A 16,157-nucleotide genomic window follows, 5' to 3' on the forward strand; every position below is an offset into this window, starting at 1 on the left:
AAAAAGTGTCCCGTAACGCGCTACTGCGCCTGACGGTGTCGTCAAGCGCAGTAGCGACCTCCCGCAGGTTCGGTGGTTATCCGCCGCCCCCGGGGGTCGCGCCCAAGCTGCCCTGCAGGTCGGGCTTCATGGCGTTGAGCTGGGCGCCCCAGTACTCCCAACTGTGTGTTCCATTGGCGTTGAAGTTGAACACCGCGTTGTGGCCACCGGCCGCGTTGTAGGCGTCCTGGAACTTCAGGTTGCTGCTGCGCACGAAGTTCTCCAGGAACTCGGCGGGCATGTTGGCCCCACCCAACTCCGACGGCGTGCCGTTGCCGCAGTAGACCCACAGGCGGGTGTTGTTGCCGACCAACTTGCCGACCTGAATCGTCGGGTCGTTGCGCTGCCACGCCGGGTCGCTTGACGGGCCCCACATGGCGTCGGCCTTGTAGCCGCCGGCGTCGCCCATTGCCAGGTTGATCAACGACGGACCCATGCCCGACGAGGGGTCCATCAGGGCCGACAGCGAGCCGGCGTAGATGAACTGGTCGGGGTGGTAGGCGGCCAGGATCATCGCCGACGAGCCGGACATGGAGATGCCGATTGCGGCGCTCCCGTTGCGCTTGACGCTCCTGTTGGCGGCCAACCAGCCCGGCAGCTCGCTGGTCAGGAAGGTCTCCCACTTGTAGGTCGAGCAGCCCGCCTTACCGCAGGCCGGACCGTACCAGTCGGCGTAGAAGCTGGACTGCCCGCCGACCGGCATGATGATCGACAGGCCCGACTTGTAGTACCACTCGAACGCGGGGGTGTTGATGTCCCAACCGTTGTAGTCGTCCTGGGCCCGCAGCCCGTCGAGCAGGTACACCGCCGGGGAGCCGTCTCCGCCGCTCTGGAATTGGACCTTGATGTTGCGGCCCATGGCGCCGGACGGCACTTGCAGGTATTCGACCGGCAGACCTGGGCGCGAGAACGCCCCCGCGGTCGCCGCGCCGCCGGCAAGACCGATCAGGCCGGGCAGGGTGAGAGCCGCCGCCGCACCGACCAAAAGCCGGCGCCCCCAGGCCCGGATCTTCTCGCTCACGTCTGTCATACCTGCGCCCCTTGTCGTTAGGTCATCGTGCCCCTCGGCTGGAATTTACCGTGTGAATAGGCCAAATGTCGATTGGGACGCGAAGTAGTCTCGGTCTTGTATCGGTTTCGGCCGCGAATTTCGCAGCGGGGATAAGCGCACCGCAAAGCTCGCACGGGCGCACGCACCGGCACAGTGCCTGGTCGGCCGTGCGTTCGATTGTCGCCGGTGAACCGCCGATGCCGGTAACAAACTCAAAATTTTTGCGACGCCGTAAGACGCCGTAAAAAGATGGCGTGGAGTTCCGGGTCATCCAAAATCTGGATCCGCTCGACACGATCGAGCCACCGGCCCGCCGTCACCCCCTGGGGCCACTCCGCCGCTTGCCGTCTGTGAGTTTGGCGGGGATTCGGCACCGGGGCGGCCCGGACTTTCGTGGACCGCGTAGGCTCGCACGGAGCAAGCCGATGGAGACCACGCTATCCCGGTCCGTTCCGGCTCTCACGAACCACCGCACCAGCGGGCTTCATGGTGCGCGGCTGAGGGCGTCGGAGGGCTGGGGCCGATTGAGGTGCAAATTTGGATACGGTACTAGGGCTTTCGTTGACGCCGACCACCGTCGGGTGGGTCCTCGCTGAAGGACACGGCGCAGACGGCACCATCCTGGATCACCAGGAGTTGGCGCTGCGCGCCGGCCGCGGCGTGCGCGCCGTGAGTACCGCGGAGCAAGTGACAGACGAGGTGTTGCGGGTGGCCGCGCTGGCGGCCGCGAACGACCACCGCGTGCGTGTCGTCGGGCTGACCTGGAACGACGAAGCGTCCGCGCAGGCGGCGCTGCTGCTGGAGGCGTTGACCGACGCAGGCTTTGACAACGTTGTGCCGGTTCGGTTACTCGAGGCGGTCGAGACCCTGGCCCGCGCCATCGCACCCGTCATCGGCTACGAACAGACGGCGGTGTGCATCCTCGAGCACGAGTGGGCGACCGTCGTCATGGTCGACATCCATGACGGCGAGACGCAGACGGCCGTCAAGCAGGTGCGCGGCGGCTTCGACGGGCTGACTCGCTGGCTGAGCGGGATGTTCGAACGCGACGGCTGGCGGCCCGGCGGGGTGGTTGTCGTCGGCGCGGACAGCGAGATCGACGGGTTCTCATGGCAGCTCGAAAAGGCTTTGCCGGTACCGGTTTTCGCGCAGACCATGGCCCAGGTGACGGTCGCGCGGGGCGCGGCACTGGCCGCGGCCCAAAGCACGGAGTTCACCGACGAGCAGCTGGTGGCGCAGCCCAGCGAGCCCGTCGCGGCGCCGGCGCGGCCTCGCCATTTGTCCTACGCCGGGGCCGTGACCGCGTTGGCCGCCGGTGCGGTCACCTTCGTCGCTTCGCTGTCACTCGCCGTGGGCATTCAGCTCGCCCCGGATAGCGAGCCCGCGCCGGCGAGGCACGTGGTGCGCGCGTCGACGCCGCAAATCGCCCAGGCCGTTGCGCCGGCCGCCGCGTCCCGCCCGGAGGTCGCGCCGCCCGTCGCCCAGCCCAAGGTGCCGACGGGTGAGCAGGACGCCGCTCCCGCCGAGCAGCAACCGGATCCGAACACCCGCCAGCCCTACTTGACGCGCGTGCTCGAACACATACCGGGTGACGCCGGTGAGTCGGCGGACGATTCGGCTCCGCAGGCGCCGACGCCCTAGGGGCGCCGGACCGCCGTGCAATAGTAATTCTCCGAAAACGCCAAGTTGCCTGGCGTTAGCGGTATCTCGGGCAGTCCGTTATCGGCCAACAATTGATTGAGCGTCGTCGAAACGGTCTGCCAGCCGTGGCCGTCCAGGTAGGCCGCGACGTCGTTGCGCTCGACGTCGTATCGCAGGTCGGCGAGCTCGATGTCGAACCCGTGCGCGCACCACCGCTCGCTGGCGGTCACCAGCGGGTCGGGCGCTTGTTCGCCGTTCTCATCGGGTGGGTTGACGAAGATCTCCGCGGCCAGTCGGCTCCCGGGTGCGCTTAATTCGGTGACGTTGTCCAGCAGGCGATCTTGAGCCTCCGGCGGCAGGAATGCAAGCAGGCCCTCGGCGGTCCACGCGCTGGGCTGGCCGGCGTCAAAACCGGCTGCCCGCAACGCGGTTGGCCAGTCGTGTCTCAGGTCGATCGGCACCGCGCGCAGGTCGGTCGTGGGTCGCGCACCCAGACCCTCGAGCGTCGCCTTCTTGAACTCGATCACCAGCGGCTGGTCGATCTCGAACACCGTTGCGCCGGCGGGCCAGGACAGCCGGTAGGCGCGGGCGTCGAGGCCTGACGCAAGGATGACGGCCTGACGAATGCCGGCACCCATCGCGTCGCGGAAAAACGCGTCGAAGTACCGCGTCCGGGCGCCCATCAGGTCGGCCATCCGCTGCAGGCCCCACGCGTCGTTGGCGACGTCGACGTCGGCCGCGGTGATGTCTCCGTTGACCCACCGGGCGAGGAATTCGATCCCGACGGCCCGCACCAGCGGCTCGGCAAACGGATCGTCGATCAGTGGGTTATCGGCCTTCGAAGCGACCGCCCGGGCGGCGGCGACCATGGTCGCGGTCGCTCCGACGCTGGTCGCCAGGTCCCACGAATCGTTTTCTGTGCGTGGCATTCCCAACCCCTTCGAGGACGCAAGCAAATAGGTACTTAGCGGAATTAACGAATCCTCATCGAGGATACACTCGCCGAGCGGAACGGGCGGTGGAGCTCAATCGTCCTTGGCGTGAACCGCGGCGAAAGATACCGACACCTCGTCGGCCACCCGCACCGAGCCCATCAGCAGCGAGTACGGCTTGACGCCGTAATCGGTTTGCCGGACGCTGGATTCGGCGGACATTCGCCACGCCTGGCCGAGATCCTCTGCGCGCAGGTCGATTACGTGTTCTCGGGACTTTCCGCGGATGTGCAGCCTTCCGGTAAGGCGGTATCCGCCGTCGGTCTTGGCGATCTCCTCCCTGGCGTCCGCGATGAAGCGGATCTCGGGATAGCGGCCCGCATCCAGCGATGTCAATGCGTTCGACTTCACCAGGGCCTTTTCCGGCCCGGACAGCCCCTTGACGCCGCCCTCGCCGCGCAACACCTCGAGAGAATCGACCTCGACGGCCAGGTCGACGCCGACCGGTTCGGCGCCGGCCCAGTCCACCGTGGCGTGCCAGCGTTTCATCGCGATCGTGAGCCGATGGCCCATCCGCGCCGCCCGGCCCGTGACGCCGGTGCGAATCAGCAACTCACCGTCGGATGCGTCCAGGGTCCACGGCTCGGCCACACCCCGACTGTAATCACATGGTCAGCACGGTGCGGTAGTGAGACCGGCCCTGCTCCATTGCCGCGTAGCCGGCGGCGGCCTGCGACAGCGGCAGCTCCTCGATCCATGCCCGCACCCCGGACAGGACCGCGAAATGCATGGTGTCTTCGACGTCTTTGGCCGTGCCGGAGGGGTGGCCGGTGATGCTGAGCCCCGGACTTATCAGCTGTACGGGACTGACCGGCAGCGGGTCGGCGCTCACCCCGATGGTGATCAATTCACCTTGCGGCAGCAGCCCGCCGATCGTGTCGGCCATGGCCGCCGAGTTGCCGGCGGTGCCCAGGACCACCGAGGCCCCGCCCAGGGCCCGCAGGGCTTCGGAGACGTCGCCGCCGGTGGAGTCGATGTAGTGGTGGGCGCCCAGTTTCCGGGCGTCCTCGGCTTTGGCGGTGCCGCGGGCGATCGCAATGGTCTCGAAGCCCATCGCGCGGGCGAACTGCACCCCGAGGTGGCCTAACCCGCCGACGCCGAGAATCGCCACCCGGTCGCCGGGCAACGCCTTGGTGTGCCGCAGCGCGTTGTAGGTCGTGACACCGGCACACCCCATGGGGGCGGCCTCCACGTCGGAAAGCTCGGCCGGTATCCGGGCCAAGGCGTTGGCCGGCGCGGTCACCGATTCCGCGTAGCCGCCGGGATAGTGCCAGCTCGGGACCTTGCCGTTCACGCAGTGAATGAAAATGCCCTTGCGGCAAGGGCCGCAGTGGTTACAGCATCCGCCAAACCATCCGACGGCGACGCGGTCGCCCACCGCGAACTCGTCCACGCCGTCGCCGAGTTCGGCTACCGTTCCGGCGATTTCATGCCCCGGAGTCAACGGCCACGACATGTTGGGGAAGCCGCCGTGGACGAAGGCGCGATCGGTCCCGCATACGCCGCACGCGGTGACCGCTATCCGTACCTCACCACGGCCCGGTGGCACCGTTTCGACGTCGGCCAGCTCCAATGGGCCGCCCGCGGACTGTATCCGGACGGCGTGATGGGTGGGCATTGAGTTAGCTTAGTGCGCGACAGGGCATTTGGCCGCCCCGTCGGCGTGATAGTCGACCTGCCAGTGCTTGATCCCGTTGAGCCAGCCCGACCGCAGCCGTTGCGGTTTGCCGATCGATTCCAGGTCCGGCATGACGTCGGCGATCGCGTTGAACATCAGGTCTATGGTCATCCGCGCCAAGTTCGCCCCGACGCAGTAATGCGCGCCGGTGCCACCAAATCCCACGTGCGGGTTGGGATTACGCAAAATGTTGAAGGTGAACGGGTCGTCGAACACGCCCTCGTCGAAATTGGCCGAGCGGTACACCATCACCACCCGCTGCCCCTTCTTGATTTTCACGCCCGACAGTTCGTAATCCTCCAGCGCGGTCCGCTGAAACGATGTGACCGGGGTGGCCCACCGCACGATTTCGTCGGCCGTGGTGACGGGACGCTCCCGCTTGTACAGCTCCCACTGATCGGGAAAGTCGGTGAAGGCCATCATGCCTTGGGTGATGGAGTTGCGGGTCGTCTCGTTGCCGGCGACCGCCAGCAGGATGACGAAGAACCCGAACTCGTCGTCGGAGAGCTTGTGACCGTCGATGTCGGCCTCGATCAGCTTGGTGACGAGGTCTTGCCCCGGGTTCTTCGCCCGGTCGGCGGCCATCTGCATGCCGTACATGATCAGTTCGACGGAGGCGGTGATGGCGTCGTTGTTCGCGAACTCGGGGTCCTGGTCGCCCACCATCTGATTGGACCAGTCGAAGAGTTTCTTGCGTTCTTCCTGCGGCACGCCCATGAGCCCGGCGATGGCCTGCAACGGCAGCTCGCAGGACACCTGCTCGACGAAGTCGCCGGAGCCTTCGGCCGCGGCGGCTTCGACGATGCGCCGGGCGCGCTCCCTGAGGTCATCACGCAGGCGCTCGATGGCTCGGGGAGTGAAGGCCCGCGAGATGATCTTGCGCAGCCGGGTGTGTTGGGGTGCGTCCATGTTGAGCAGGACGAACTTGCCGCGTTCGATCTGCTCGCCGACCGTGCCGTCCTTGTAGCGCGGCAGGGCGGTCTTCTGCAGGCTGGAGAAGATATCGCTGCGCAGCGAGACCTCCTTGACGTCCTTGTGTTTGGACACCACCCAATAGCCGCCGTCGTCGAACCCGCCCACGCCGAGGGGTTGCTCGTTCCACCAGATCGGTGCGGTTCGACGCATCTCGGCCAGTTCTTCCACCGGCAGCCGCTCGGCGTAGATGTCCGGGTCGGTGAAATCAAACCCGGGCGGCAGATTGGGGACCGGCTTGGTGGTCGGCTCGACGGTTGGCATGGCCCGCTCCTCGAAACGAAGTCTTCTAGTCCTTCTTGTGCAAATAAACCATTGCCACACCACGGTTGGGAAGCACCGGACGAAGATCGCCGGGTGGAATTGCAACGTGTTCAGCCTGCCGACGAATTTGCCGGCCACAAAACCACCTTGTGGCCCGCGGCACAATCGATATGCTTTGGTGCAGGTCACGGACGGCTGTGTGGGAGCCGGGTGACATGAACGCGAAGGATGGGGCATGATTCGCGAACTTCTCGCCGTCGCCGCAATCGCGGGTGGGGCGATCAGCGTGGCACCGGGCGCGGCCGCCGATCCGCATTACGACGGCGACGTGCCGGGCATGAACTATCAGGCCTCGCTGGGCGCGCCGTGCGACAACTACGAGCGGTTCATCTTCGGGCGAGGCCCCAGCGGGCAGGCCGAAGCCTGCCATTTCCCGCCGCCCAACCAGTTCCCGGCCGCCACCACCGGCTACTGGGTCATCTCGTACCCGTTGCACGGAGTCCAGCAGGCCGGCGCGACGTGCCCGGGCCCGCAAGCCGCAGCACAGTCGCAGGCCGGCCTTCCGATGCTGTGCCTGGGAAATCAAGGGTGGCAAGAGGGATGGTTCACCGGGGCAGGCTTCTTCCCACCCGCGGGATGAGCGCTGACTCATGAACCGAGCTCAGCCCGCTGCGGCCCCGATCCCACGCTGGCTGCGCTTCGTCCTGGCGTCCGATCGCGCCGGCTCGGCCTGGTACATCGGGACCGGCTTCTTCTTCGCGCCGGCGCTCGCCGTGCTTTCGCCGTGGCCGGTGGTCACCGCCGTGCTCTGGGCGGTCATCGGGCTGGCCGGGCTTTGGCTGGGACTACTCGGCGTCGCGATGGCCGTCGGGCTGGCACGGATATTGCGGTCCGGCGCCGAGATCCCCGAAGACTACTGGCGCACCCTGGTGAACTACTGACACCGCGCGCCGCGTCTAGAGTCGTACCAAAGGTACTGCACTGCAACAAAAGGAGACTCCGATGGGCTTCAATCCCAAAGACGCCGTCGACGCCGCCCGGGACATCGCGACCAATGCCGTCGAGAAGGCCTCGGACATCGTCGAGCACGCCAGCGACATCATCCGGGGTGACATCGCCGGCGGCACCAGCGGCATCGTCCAGAACTCCATCGACATCGGCACCTACGCGATGGACCGGGCCAAAGAGGTGTTCACCGGCTCGAACGAACTGGACGACGAAGCCGACGACGACGTCGATGACGACCTGAACGACGAGTAGTCGCGGTTAGACGGCGGCGGCGTTCAGTTCGTCGAGCCTGTTCGTCGCTTCGAGGTACTCCTGCACCCACCGCTCGATGACGGTCGCGGTCTTCTCCACCTTGGTGAATTGGCCGACGACCTGCCCGACCGGATTGAATGCGACGTCGACGGTTTCGTTCGGGTACTTGTTGGTGGCCCGCACGGCCATGCCGGAGACCATGTACTGCAACGGCATTCCGAGCGGCTTGGGGTTGTCCGGCCGTTCCCATGCCTCGGTCCAGTCGTTGCGCAGCATCCGGGCCGGCTTGCCGGTGAACGATCGGCTACGCACGGTGTCGCGGCTGCTCGCCTTGGCGTACGCCGCTTGCTGAACCGGGGTATTCGAGGCTTCCTCGACCATCAGCCACTGCGAGCCGGTCCATGCGCCCTGAGCGCCCAGCGCCAAGGCCGCGGCGATCTGCTGGCCGCTGCCGATGCCGCCCGCGGCAAGGACCGGGACTGGCGCCACTTCCTTAACAACCTGTGGCCACAACACAATTGAGCCCACCTCACCGCAGTGGCCGCCGGCCTCGCCGCCCTGGGCGATGATGACGTCCACGCCGGCGTTGGCGTGCTTGCGCGCCTGCGACGGCGAGCCGCACAGCGCGGCCACCTTCCGGCCGGCATCGTGAATGTGCTTGATCATGTCGGCCGGGGGAGTGCCCAGCGCGTTGGCGATCATCGTCACCTTCGGGTGCTTCAGCGACACTTCCACTTGTGGTGTGGCCGTCGCCTCGGTCCAGCCCAGCAGCTGCAGGGTGTCCTCATCGGCGTTCTCGACGGGGACACCGTGATCCGCCAGGATCTTCTTGGCGAAATCCAAGTGCTCCTGGGGGACCATCTTGCGCAGCGTCTCGGCCAGCTCCTCGGCCGACAGGTGCGAGTCCATGCCCTCGTATTTGTTCGGGATGACGATGTCGACCCCGTACGGGTGGTCGCCGATGTTCTCGTCGATCCAGTTGAGTTCGATCTCCAACTGCTCGGGCGTGAAGCCGACGGCGCCGAGCACGCCGAAACCACCGGCCTTGCTGACGGCGACCACAACGTCGCGGCAATGGGTGAAGGCAAAGATCGGGAACTCGATGCCGAGCTCGTCGCAAATCGCGGTGTGCATGCCTACTCCTGGAAAGCTTGGCCTGTGCTAAGAGAACTGAAACGTGTTCTAGTTTAGTACGGAGCCGGTTGACGTGGCCAGCCGCCCCTGGCCAGCACGTCGAGACTACGACGTGTCGCCGGTTCAGATCGTTGCGGTGGGTGCACAGAACGCGCCAGACGGGAGTGTTCGGCCAGCCACCCTAGATCGTGCCCCGAGTTGGCCTGAAATCCTCACGCGCCCAACGAAATGACCACATTGCACAGGTAAAGTACCCTAAAGTGGTCTAGGTCGACGAATAGCGTTGCTGCCCTTGGTGTTTCGCGGCAGAGCGGCGGATGTGGTCGTGGAGGCGCCGGCGGACCGCCTTTCGGGGTGGCCGGGATATATCCGACGACCAAACCTCGGCGCCCGCGCGGGCGGCGCGGACTTTGCCGTGCGTGATCCGCGGACGGCGATCAATGCGGGTCGCGGACAAGACAAATCGTCCAGGTGACAGGCCGCGAAATATTAGATGTGAATTATTGCAATAGTGTCGAATTATCTGCCGGCAGCGCCTACCATCCGCTTATCGCGCGAGACGACAGTCCCGTCAGACCGGTTACGGGAGGTACCAGATGTCGTTTGTCATCACAGCGCCCGACGCCTTGTCGGTGGCGGCAGCGGATGTGGCGGGTATCGGTTCGTCGCTGAGCACGGCCAATGCGGCGGCCGCGGCCTCGACCACCGGGCTGGTCGCCGCCGCCGGTGACGAGGTGTCGGCGGCGATCGCGTCGGTGTTTTCCAGCCACGCCCAGGGGTATCAGGCGCTCAGCGCCCAGGCGGCGGCGTTTCATGCCGAGTTCGTGCAGGCCTTGACCGCCGCCGGCGGCGCCTACGCGGCCACCGAGGCGGCGAGCGCCTCGCCATTGCGGACGCTGGAGCAAGACGTATTGGGGGCAATCAACACGCCCACCCAGCTGCTGCTGGGCCGCCCGCTGATCGGCAACGGCACCAACGGGGCGGCGGGGACGGGACAGGCCGGCGGGCCTGGGGGCTTGTTGTTCGGTAACGGCGGCAATGGTGGCTCGGGCGCGTCCGGGCAGGCCGGGGGCGCCGGCGGGGCCGCCGGGCTGATCGGCACCGGTGGGACCGGCGGTACCGGAGGGTCAGGCGCGTCGGGCGGCGTGGGCGGCACCGGCGGGTTGCTGTGGGGCACCGGTGGCACCGGCGGAACCGGTGGAACCGGCGGCGGGTCCGGCGGGGCGGGTGGCAACGCGGTGTTGTTCGGCTCCGGGGGCAGCGGTGGGCAGGGCGGGGCCGCTACCGGCGCCGCGAATGGCGGTGCCGGCGGTGCCGGCGGCGCCGGCGGCGCGCTCGCGGCCATTGGCGGCCTCGGCGGCGTCGGCGGCGAAGCCACCGGCACCGGGAATGGCGGCACCGGCGGAGCCGGCGGCAAAGCGGAAGGCCTATTCCTTGGCCTGGGCGGCGCCGGCGGGCACGGCGGTGCCGCCACCGGCGCCGGGAACGGGGGGTCGGGCGGGGTTGGCGGCCTGGGACTCGCCCGCAGCCTTCTCGGAATCGACATCGCCCAGGGCGGCGCCGGCGGCGCCGGCGGCGATGCAACCGCTGGGATCGGCGGGGTCGGCGGCGCCGGCGGAATCGGCGGCGCCACGGGCCTCGTCGCAATCGACTTGGTCCAGGGCGGTGCCGGCGGCGCCGGCGGCGCCGCTACCACTGGAACGGGCGGGACCGGCGGTGGCGGCGGTGCCGCCACCGCTGTCGACCTCGTGGGTGCCGGCGGCGCCCACGGCGGCAGCGGTGGGCTCGGCGGCGCCGCTACCGCTGGAACGGGCGGCAGCGGCGGCAACGGCGGCGTTGGCGCCGCGGTGACCGGCGAGGCCGGCGGCGGTGCGGGCGGCAACGGCGGTGCCGGCCTCGTCCAAGGTGGCGCCGGTGGCGCCGGCGGCGTGGGAGCCGGACTGGTTGCCGGCCTGGGCGGCAACGGCGGGCACGGCGGCGCTTCGAGCGGCAGCGGTGGCAACGGTGGCGCCGGTGGCGAGGGAGCCGGGATGGTTGCCGGCCTGGGCGGCGACGGCGGCCATGGCGGCGACACTTCCAGCGGCAGCGGCGGCAACGGCGCTGCCGGCGGCGACGGTTTCGGGTTCCTCGCCGCGGGCGGGAACGGCGGCGACGCGGGCAGCGGCATCGCGGCCGCCAACGGCGGCGACGGCGGCGACGCAGGCGCAATCGTCAACGGCGCCTACACCGAATCGCTCGTTGGCAACGGCGGCGACGGCGGTAATGGCGTCAACGGCGGGACCGGCGGCACCGGTGGCCGCGCCGGCATGTATGGCGGCACGCCGGGGACGAACGGATCGTCATAGCTCGACGAGCGGATCGGACCGGACCGCCCTTGATCATCTCCGGGGCCAAAAGGTAGCGTGGTGCTGCCAATTACGAAACGCTGAGTAGCGTAATTGGCGTGTCGCCTACCGAAAGGACCGGCACGATGCGCAGCCGTTACGCTGGCTGTCCCTTCACCACGCCGACGGCCGAAATCGCGGCCGCGCTCGAGGATGTCAGCATCCCGACGCTGCTGCTCTCTCTCGTCCACATCACCGGCGACCCCAGGTTCATTCGCGACTTCAAGCCCATGGGCATCTTCCTCAACGAGGTCCAGGGATTCATGTCCGAGGACGACAAAGCCCGGGCCCGCGCGGCGGCGCTGCCGGTGCTCACCGACTATCGCGACCGCGGTTGCCCCGAACCAGCGCCGCTCAGCGTCGAACTCATCCGGGAAATGATGGACTGGGCCGCCTGCGAGCACGTGACCGACGACTACCTGCCCCTGGTCCTGGAAGAGATGGACCTCGACGGCGTCGACCCGCGCCGCCCGGCCGCCCTGCCGACCGAGCGCGCCGCCGAGACGCCTGTTCTGGTCGTCGGGTGCGGCGAATCCGGCATCCTGGCCGGAATCCGGCTCAAGCAGGCCAACATTCCCTTCACCATCGTCGAGAAGAACGCGGGACCCGGCGGAACGTGGTGGGAGAACAGCTATCCCGGCGCCCGCGTCGACGTCGCCAACCATTTCTATTGCTACAGCTTCGAACCCAACAACGATTGGACTCACTTCTTCGCCGAGCAGTGCGAGCTGCGAGACTACTTCACCACGGTGATGGACAAGCACGACCTGGCCGAGCACGTGCGGTGGAACACCGAGGTTCTCGCGGCCGAATGGGACGACGACGACGGCGCGTGGAGCGTCTCGCTGCGCACCGCGGACGGGCAGACCAGCACGCTCCACGCGCGGGCCCTCATCACCGCGGTCGGTCAGCTAAATCGGCCCCATATTCCCGAATTCGACGGTGCCGACACCTTCGAGGGGCCCTCGTTTCATTCCGCGGCGTGGGATCACTCCGTCGACCTGACCGGTAAGCGGGTCGCGCTCATCGGGGCTGGCGCCAGCGGCTTCCAGATCGCGCCCGCGATTGCCGGGGACGTCGAGCGGCTCACGGTGTTCCAGCGGACCGCCCAGTGGATGTTCCCGAACGCGATGTATCACGACGAGGTCGGCGACGGCGTGCGCTGGGCGATGCGGCACCTGCCGTTCTACGGAAGGTGGTACCGGTTTCTCGTGCTCTGGCCCGGCGCCGACAAGGGGCTCGACGCCGCGCGCGGCGATCCGAATTATGCCGATCAGGACTACGCCGTCAGCGACATCAACGCCGCCGCCCGGATGATGTTCACCCAGTGGATCACCAGCCAGGTCGGCGAGGGCCACGAGCTGCTGACCAAGGTACTGCCCGATTATCCCGCCACCGGCAAGCGCACGCTGCAGGACAACGGCAGCTGGCTGCAAACGCTGCAGCGTGACAACGTCGGACTGGTGCGCACGCCGATCCGAAAGATCACCCCGCGCGGCGTCGTCACCGAGGACGGCGCGACGTACGACGCCGACGTCATCGTCTACGCCACGGGGTTTCGGCACACCGACGTGCTGTGGCCGCTAAAAATCACCGGCCGCAACGGAATCGACCTGCACGACACGTGGGGGAGCCGCCCGTACGCCTACCTCGGCATCACCGTTCCGGAGTTCCCCAACCTCTTCATCATTTACGGGCCCGGCACGCATCTCGCGCACGGCGGCAGCCTGATCTTCCAATCCGAACTCCAAATGCGCTACGTCAACCGGTGTCTCGAGCAACTGGCGGGGGCGAACCTGCATTCGCTGGAACCGACGGCCGAGGCGGCCGCCGAGTGGCATCAACGTACGCAAGCCGAAATCAAGAACATGGTTTGGTCGCACCCCGCGGTCAAGCACTCGTACTTCAAAAACGCCGACGGCGAGATCCATACCGTCAGCCCGTGGCGCCTCAACGAGTACTGGGCCGCGGTCCGCGAACCCGATTGGTCCCAATTCGTTCTGCGGCAAAGGAAGTGAGCACACCAGCATGCGCACGGTAGTCATCGACGGGCCCACCAACATCCGGGTCGAAACCCGCCCCGATCCGGCGCTACCCGGTCCGGACGGGGTGATCGTCGCGGTGAGCGCCGCCGGCATCTGCGGATCCGACCTGCATTTCTACGAGGGCGATTATCCGTTCGTCGAGCCGGTGGCCCTCGGCCACGAGGCGGTCGGCACCGTCGTCGAGGCCGGGCCGCAGGTGCGCACCGTCAAGGTCGGGGACCAGGTCATGGTGTCGTCGGTGGCCGGCTGCGGCGCCTGTCCGGGGTGCGCCACCGGCGATCCGGTCATGTGCTTCTCCGGCCTGCAGATCTTCGGCGCCGGCGCGCTCGGCGGCGCGCAGGCCGACCTGCTCGCGGTGCCCGCCGCCGACTTCCAGGCGCTCAGGATCCCCGAAGCGATCACTACCGAGCAGGCACTGCTGCTCACGGACAACCTCGCCACCGGCTGGGCCGCGGCCCAGCGGGCCGACATCCCGTTCGGCGGCACGGTCGCCGTGATCGGCCTGGGAGCGGTCGGGCTGTGCGCGCTGCGCAGCGCATTTGTTCAGGGTGCCGCAAGGGTTTTCGCGGTCGACAAGGTCGACGGTCGCCTGGAGCGTGCCGCGACGTGGGGCGCGACGCCGATCACCTCGCCGGCGGCCGAAGCCATCATCGCCGCGACGGGCGGCCGCGGCGCGGACTCGGTGATCGACGCCGTCGGCACCGACGCATCCATGACCGACGCGCTCAACGCGGTGCGGCCCGGCGGCACCGTCTCGGTCGTCGGTGTACACAATCTGCAGCCGTTTCCCCTTCCCGCGCTGTCGTGCCTGATGCGCAGCATCACGTTGCGCATGACCACCGCCCCGGTGCAGCGCACGTGGCCGGAGTTGATCCCGCTGCTGCAGTCCGGCCGGCTCGATGTCGACGGCATCTTCACCACGACGCTGCCGTTGGACGACGCGGCCAAGGGCTATGCGACCGCGGAGTCGCGGTCGGGCGACGACGTGAAAATCCTGCTGACGCCTTAATTCCTGTCGCGCCGAACGTGTTTGGCCAGATAACGCAGGGCCCGCACCGGTCCGCGACGGCCGGAGGCGAGGCACATCACCGGCCATCCGTGCGCCGCGGCCGCCGCGGCGAGCCCCGAGCGAGGGTTGACCGGCCGCGGATAGCCGACCAGTGACATCGATGCCGCATCCTCGTCACCGTCGGCATAGAAGTAACTGCGTTGCACCGCAACGCCGTTGTCGGCGCAGAATTGCCGTACCGCGGCGGCCTTCGTCGCGCCCCACACGATCGGTTTGACGATTTCACCGGTCAGGCGCCCGCGCTCGTCGAGCTCGAAATGATTGCACTGCACGTTGGAAATGCCAAGAAAGCGCGCGACGGGAAGCGCCTGGATGGACAGCGCCGAGGAACTCAGCACGACGGTATGCCCGCGGTCCTGATGCGCCCGCACGATTTCGTGCATGTGCGAATACAGCCGTGAGGCAACACGTTCGACAAATAGCCGCTGGCCCAGCTCGTCGAGCTCAGCCAGCGACTCGCCACGCAGATACCCCGCGGCCCGGAGGATAAGGTGCTCAAACTCCAAGCGGCCGAATCGATACCGCAGCGCGGCTTCGAACACGCCCAGTAGCTCGCCAATCCCAGCCTGCCGACGCCGGATCCGATCACCGACGTGAACCGCCGCGGTGAAACCGTCGACCAACGTGCCGTCGAGGTCGAAGAACGCGCCGATTCCGCTCCCGGGCGGACTGGCGCCGATCTCCGCGATGGCATCGGCGGGGGAGAGCTTCATGACCGTGTCGCCGTGATGTATTGCGAGCGCATGAAACCGTCGATCTTGACGTCCACGTCCGGCGGGGTCATTCCGTAACCGGCCTGCAAGTCCAGAGTGTTGCGGACGGGTTCGACGGCCCATCCGTGCGCGGCCAGCCATTGCGCGGGGTCCGACTTGGGCTCGTAGGTGAGAGCGGAGAAGTCGACATTACCCGACATATTGACCCCGGGGTGGTCCGTTTCCAGGGCGGCGAGCTGCTCGTGGTCCAGGCGTGATCCCAGGGCGCCAATGGCGATTCGGCTGCCCGGCGCGCTGAGCCCACTGATCCGGGTGAAGAGCGCGTTTTGCGCGTCGTCGGTCAAGTAGGGCAGCACCCCCTCCACCGACCAGGCGCTGGGGCTTTGCGGGTCGAACCCGGCGGCTTTCAGCGGCGCGGGCCAATCGGTGCGCAGGTCGGCGGCCACCTCGATCCTGCGAGCTTTGGCCGCGGCACCCCGCCCATCGAGCACCCCGGTCTTGAATTCCAAGACTTTCGGTAGGTCGACTTCGAAAACCGTTGTGCCATCCGGCCATTCAAGCCGATACGCCCGGGAGTCCAATCCGGCGGCGACGATCACCGCCTGCCGGATGCCCGCGTCACCGGCGGAAACGAAGAAGTCGTCAAAAAACCGGGTTTGCACGCCGTACAGGCGGGGAAAGGCCGTCTCGTCGTCGGTGGTCCCCGGGTTGGCCAGCACACCCGCCAGATACGGGTCCCGGGAAGCGGCGATGAAGACCTTCGCATAGTCGTCCCGGACCAGCGGTTGCGGACTCACGGCATGCAGCGCCCGCCATCCCGCCACCAGCAGCGCGGTGTAGCCCACGCCGCTGACGATGTCCCACTGGTCGTCGTCGGAACGAAGCGACCCAAATTCAGGTGTGCTCATGAATGGC

Annotated in this window: 15 protein-coding genes; 7 read left to right on the forward strand and 8 right to left on the reverse strand. The window is 67.6% G+C overall.

The window, feature by feature from the left end:
- Positions 1-76: 76 nt before the first annotated feature.
- The gene (gene ag85B / locus K3U93_RS12835) at positions 77-1,069 is read right to left on the reverse strand and encodes a diacylglycerol acyltransferase/mycolyltransferase Ag85B (RefSeq protein ID WP_071511887.1); all 993 of its coding nucleotides are present in this window, start codon (positions 1,067-1,069) and stop codon (positions 77-79) included.
- Positions 1,070-1,627: 558 nt separating this feature from the next.
- Between ag85B and K3U93_RS12840 the strand changes: the two genes are divergently transcribed.
- Entirely contained in the window at positions 1,628-2,731 is a 1,104-nt protein-coding gene (locus tag K3U93_RS12840) for a DUF7159 family protein (RefSeq protein ID WP_071511888.1), read from the forward strand.
- On the opposite strand, the gene K3U93_RS12845 is transcribed toward K3U93_RS12840, so the two are convergent.
- The 4 genes from K3U93_RS12845 to K3U93_RS12860 form a co-directional block, all read right to left on the reverse strand.
- On the reverse strand, positions 2,728-3,660 hold the full coding sequence (locus K3U93_RS12845; protein WP_083009550.1) for a class I SAM-dependent methyltransferase: 933 nt from the start codon (positions 3,658-3,660) through the stop codon (positions 2,728-2,730). The two genes, K3U93_RS12840 and K3U93_RS12845, sit on opposite strands and share 4 nt — an antisense overlap.
- A 96-nt stretch (positions 3,661-3,756) precedes the next feature.
- A complete protein-coding gene (locus tag K3U93_RS12850; protein ID WP_083009548.1) occupies positions 3,757-4,314 on the reverse strand; it encodes a YceI family protein in 558 nt (185 codons plus the stop codon).
- Positions 4,315-4,327: 13 nt separating this feature from the next.
- Positions 4,328-5,341: an alcohol dehydrogenase catalytic domain-containing protein gene (locus tag K3U93_RS12855; protein ID WP_083009546.1), complete on the reverse strand. Its 1,014-nt coding sequence runs from the start codon at positions 5,339-5,341 to the stop codon at positions 4,328-4,330.
- A 9-nt stretch (positions 5,342-5,350) separates the two neighbouring features.
- Positions 5,351-6,637, reverse strand: a complete 1,287-nt coding sequence (locus tag K3U93_RS12860) for a cytochrome P450 (RefSeq protein WP_083009544.1) — start codon at positions 6,635-6,637, stop codon at positions 5,351-5,353.
- 235 nt (positions 6,638-6,872) lie between these two features.
- Here K3U93_RS12860 and K3U93_RS12865 point away from each other — a divergent pair, with 235 nt between their 5' ends.
- The 3 genes from K3U93_RS12865 (at position 6,873) to K3U93_RS12875 (ending at position 7,897) form a co-directional block, all read left to right on the forward strand.
- A complete protein-coding gene (locus K3U93_RS12865; RefSeq protein WP_083009542.1) occupies positions 6,873-7,277 on the forward strand; it encodes a hypothetical protein in 405 nt (134 codons plus the stop codon).
- A 10-nt stretch (positions 7,278-7,287) separates the two neighbouring features.
- Positions 7,288-7,578, forward strand: coding sequence for a hypothetical protein (locus K3U93_RS12870; RefSeq protein ID WP_071511894.1), 291 nt, complete (start codon positions 7,288-7,290; stop codon positions 7,576-7,578).
- Between the two features lie 61 nt (positions 7,579-7,639).
- Positions 7,640-7,897 carry an Rv1893 family protein gene (locus K3U93_RS12875; protein WP_071511895.1) on the forward strand — a complete coding sequence of 86 codons (258 nt, stop codon included), beginning with the start codon at positions 7,640-7,642 and terminating at the stop codon, positions 7,895-7,897.
- 6 nt (positions 7,898-7,903) lie between these two features.
- Here the strand turns inward: K3U93_RS12875 and K3U93_RS12880 are convergent, their stop codons facing one another.
- Complete coding sequence (locus tag K3U93_RS12880) at positions 7,904-9,031, reverse strand: nitronate monooxygenase (protein ID WP_071511896.1); 1,128 nt, start codon at positions 9,029-9,031, stop codon at positions 7,904-7,906.
- Positions 9,032-9,627: 596 nt separating this feature from the next.
- Between K3U93_RS12880 and K3U93_RS25385 the strand changes: the two genes are divergently transcribed.
- The 3 genes from K3U93_RS25385 (at position 9,628) to K3U93_RS12895 (ending at position 14,469) form a co-directional block, all read left to right on the forward strand.
- Entirely contained in the window at positions 9,628-11,376 is a 1,749-nt protein-coding gene (locus K3U93_RS25385; RefSeq protein ID WP_220688535.1) for a PE family protein, read from the forward strand.
- Positions 11,377-11,501: 125 nt separating this feature from the next.
- Positions 11,502-13,433, forward strand: a complete 1,932-nt coding sequence (locus K3U93_RS12890) for a flavin-containing monooxygenase (RefSeq protein WP_083011134.1) — start codon at positions 11,502-11,504, stop codon at positions 13,431-13,433.
- Positions 13,434-13,443: 10 nt separating this feature from the next.
- Complete coding sequence (locus tag K3U93_RS12895; protein ID WP_083011133.1) at positions 13,444-14,469, forward strand: zinc-binding dehydrogenase; 1,026 nt, start codon at positions 13,444-13,446, stop codon at positions 14,467-14,469.
- On the opposite strand, the gene K3U93_RS12900 is transcribed toward K3U93_RS12895, so the two are convergent.
- Both K3U93_RS12900 and K3U93_RS12905 read right to left on the reverse strand, forming a co-directional pair.
- Positions 14,466-15,242: an HAD-IB family hydrolase gene (locus tag K3U93_RS12900; protein WP_071509164.1), complete on the reverse strand. Its 777-nt coding sequence runs from the start codon at positions 15,240-15,242 to the stop codon at positions 14,466-14,468. The two genes, K3U93_RS12895 and K3U93_RS12900, sit on opposite strands and share 4 nt — an antisense overlap.
- Positions 15,239-16,150, reverse strand: a complete 912-nt coding sequence (locus K3U93_RS12905) for a class I SAM-dependent methyltransferase (protein WP_083011132.1) — start codon at positions 16,148-16,150, stop codon at positions 15,239-15,241. The genes K3U93_RS12900 and K3U93_RS12905 overlap by 4 nt, the downstream gene beginning before the upstream one ends.
- Between the last annotated feature and the right edge of the window lie 7 nt (positions 16,151-16,157).

The organism is Mycobacterium malmoense (genome assembly GCF_019645855.1).
GTDB classification, from domain to species: Bacteria; Actinomycetota; Actinomycetes; order Mycobacteriales; family Mycobacteriaceae; genus Mycobacterium; species Mycobacterium malmoense.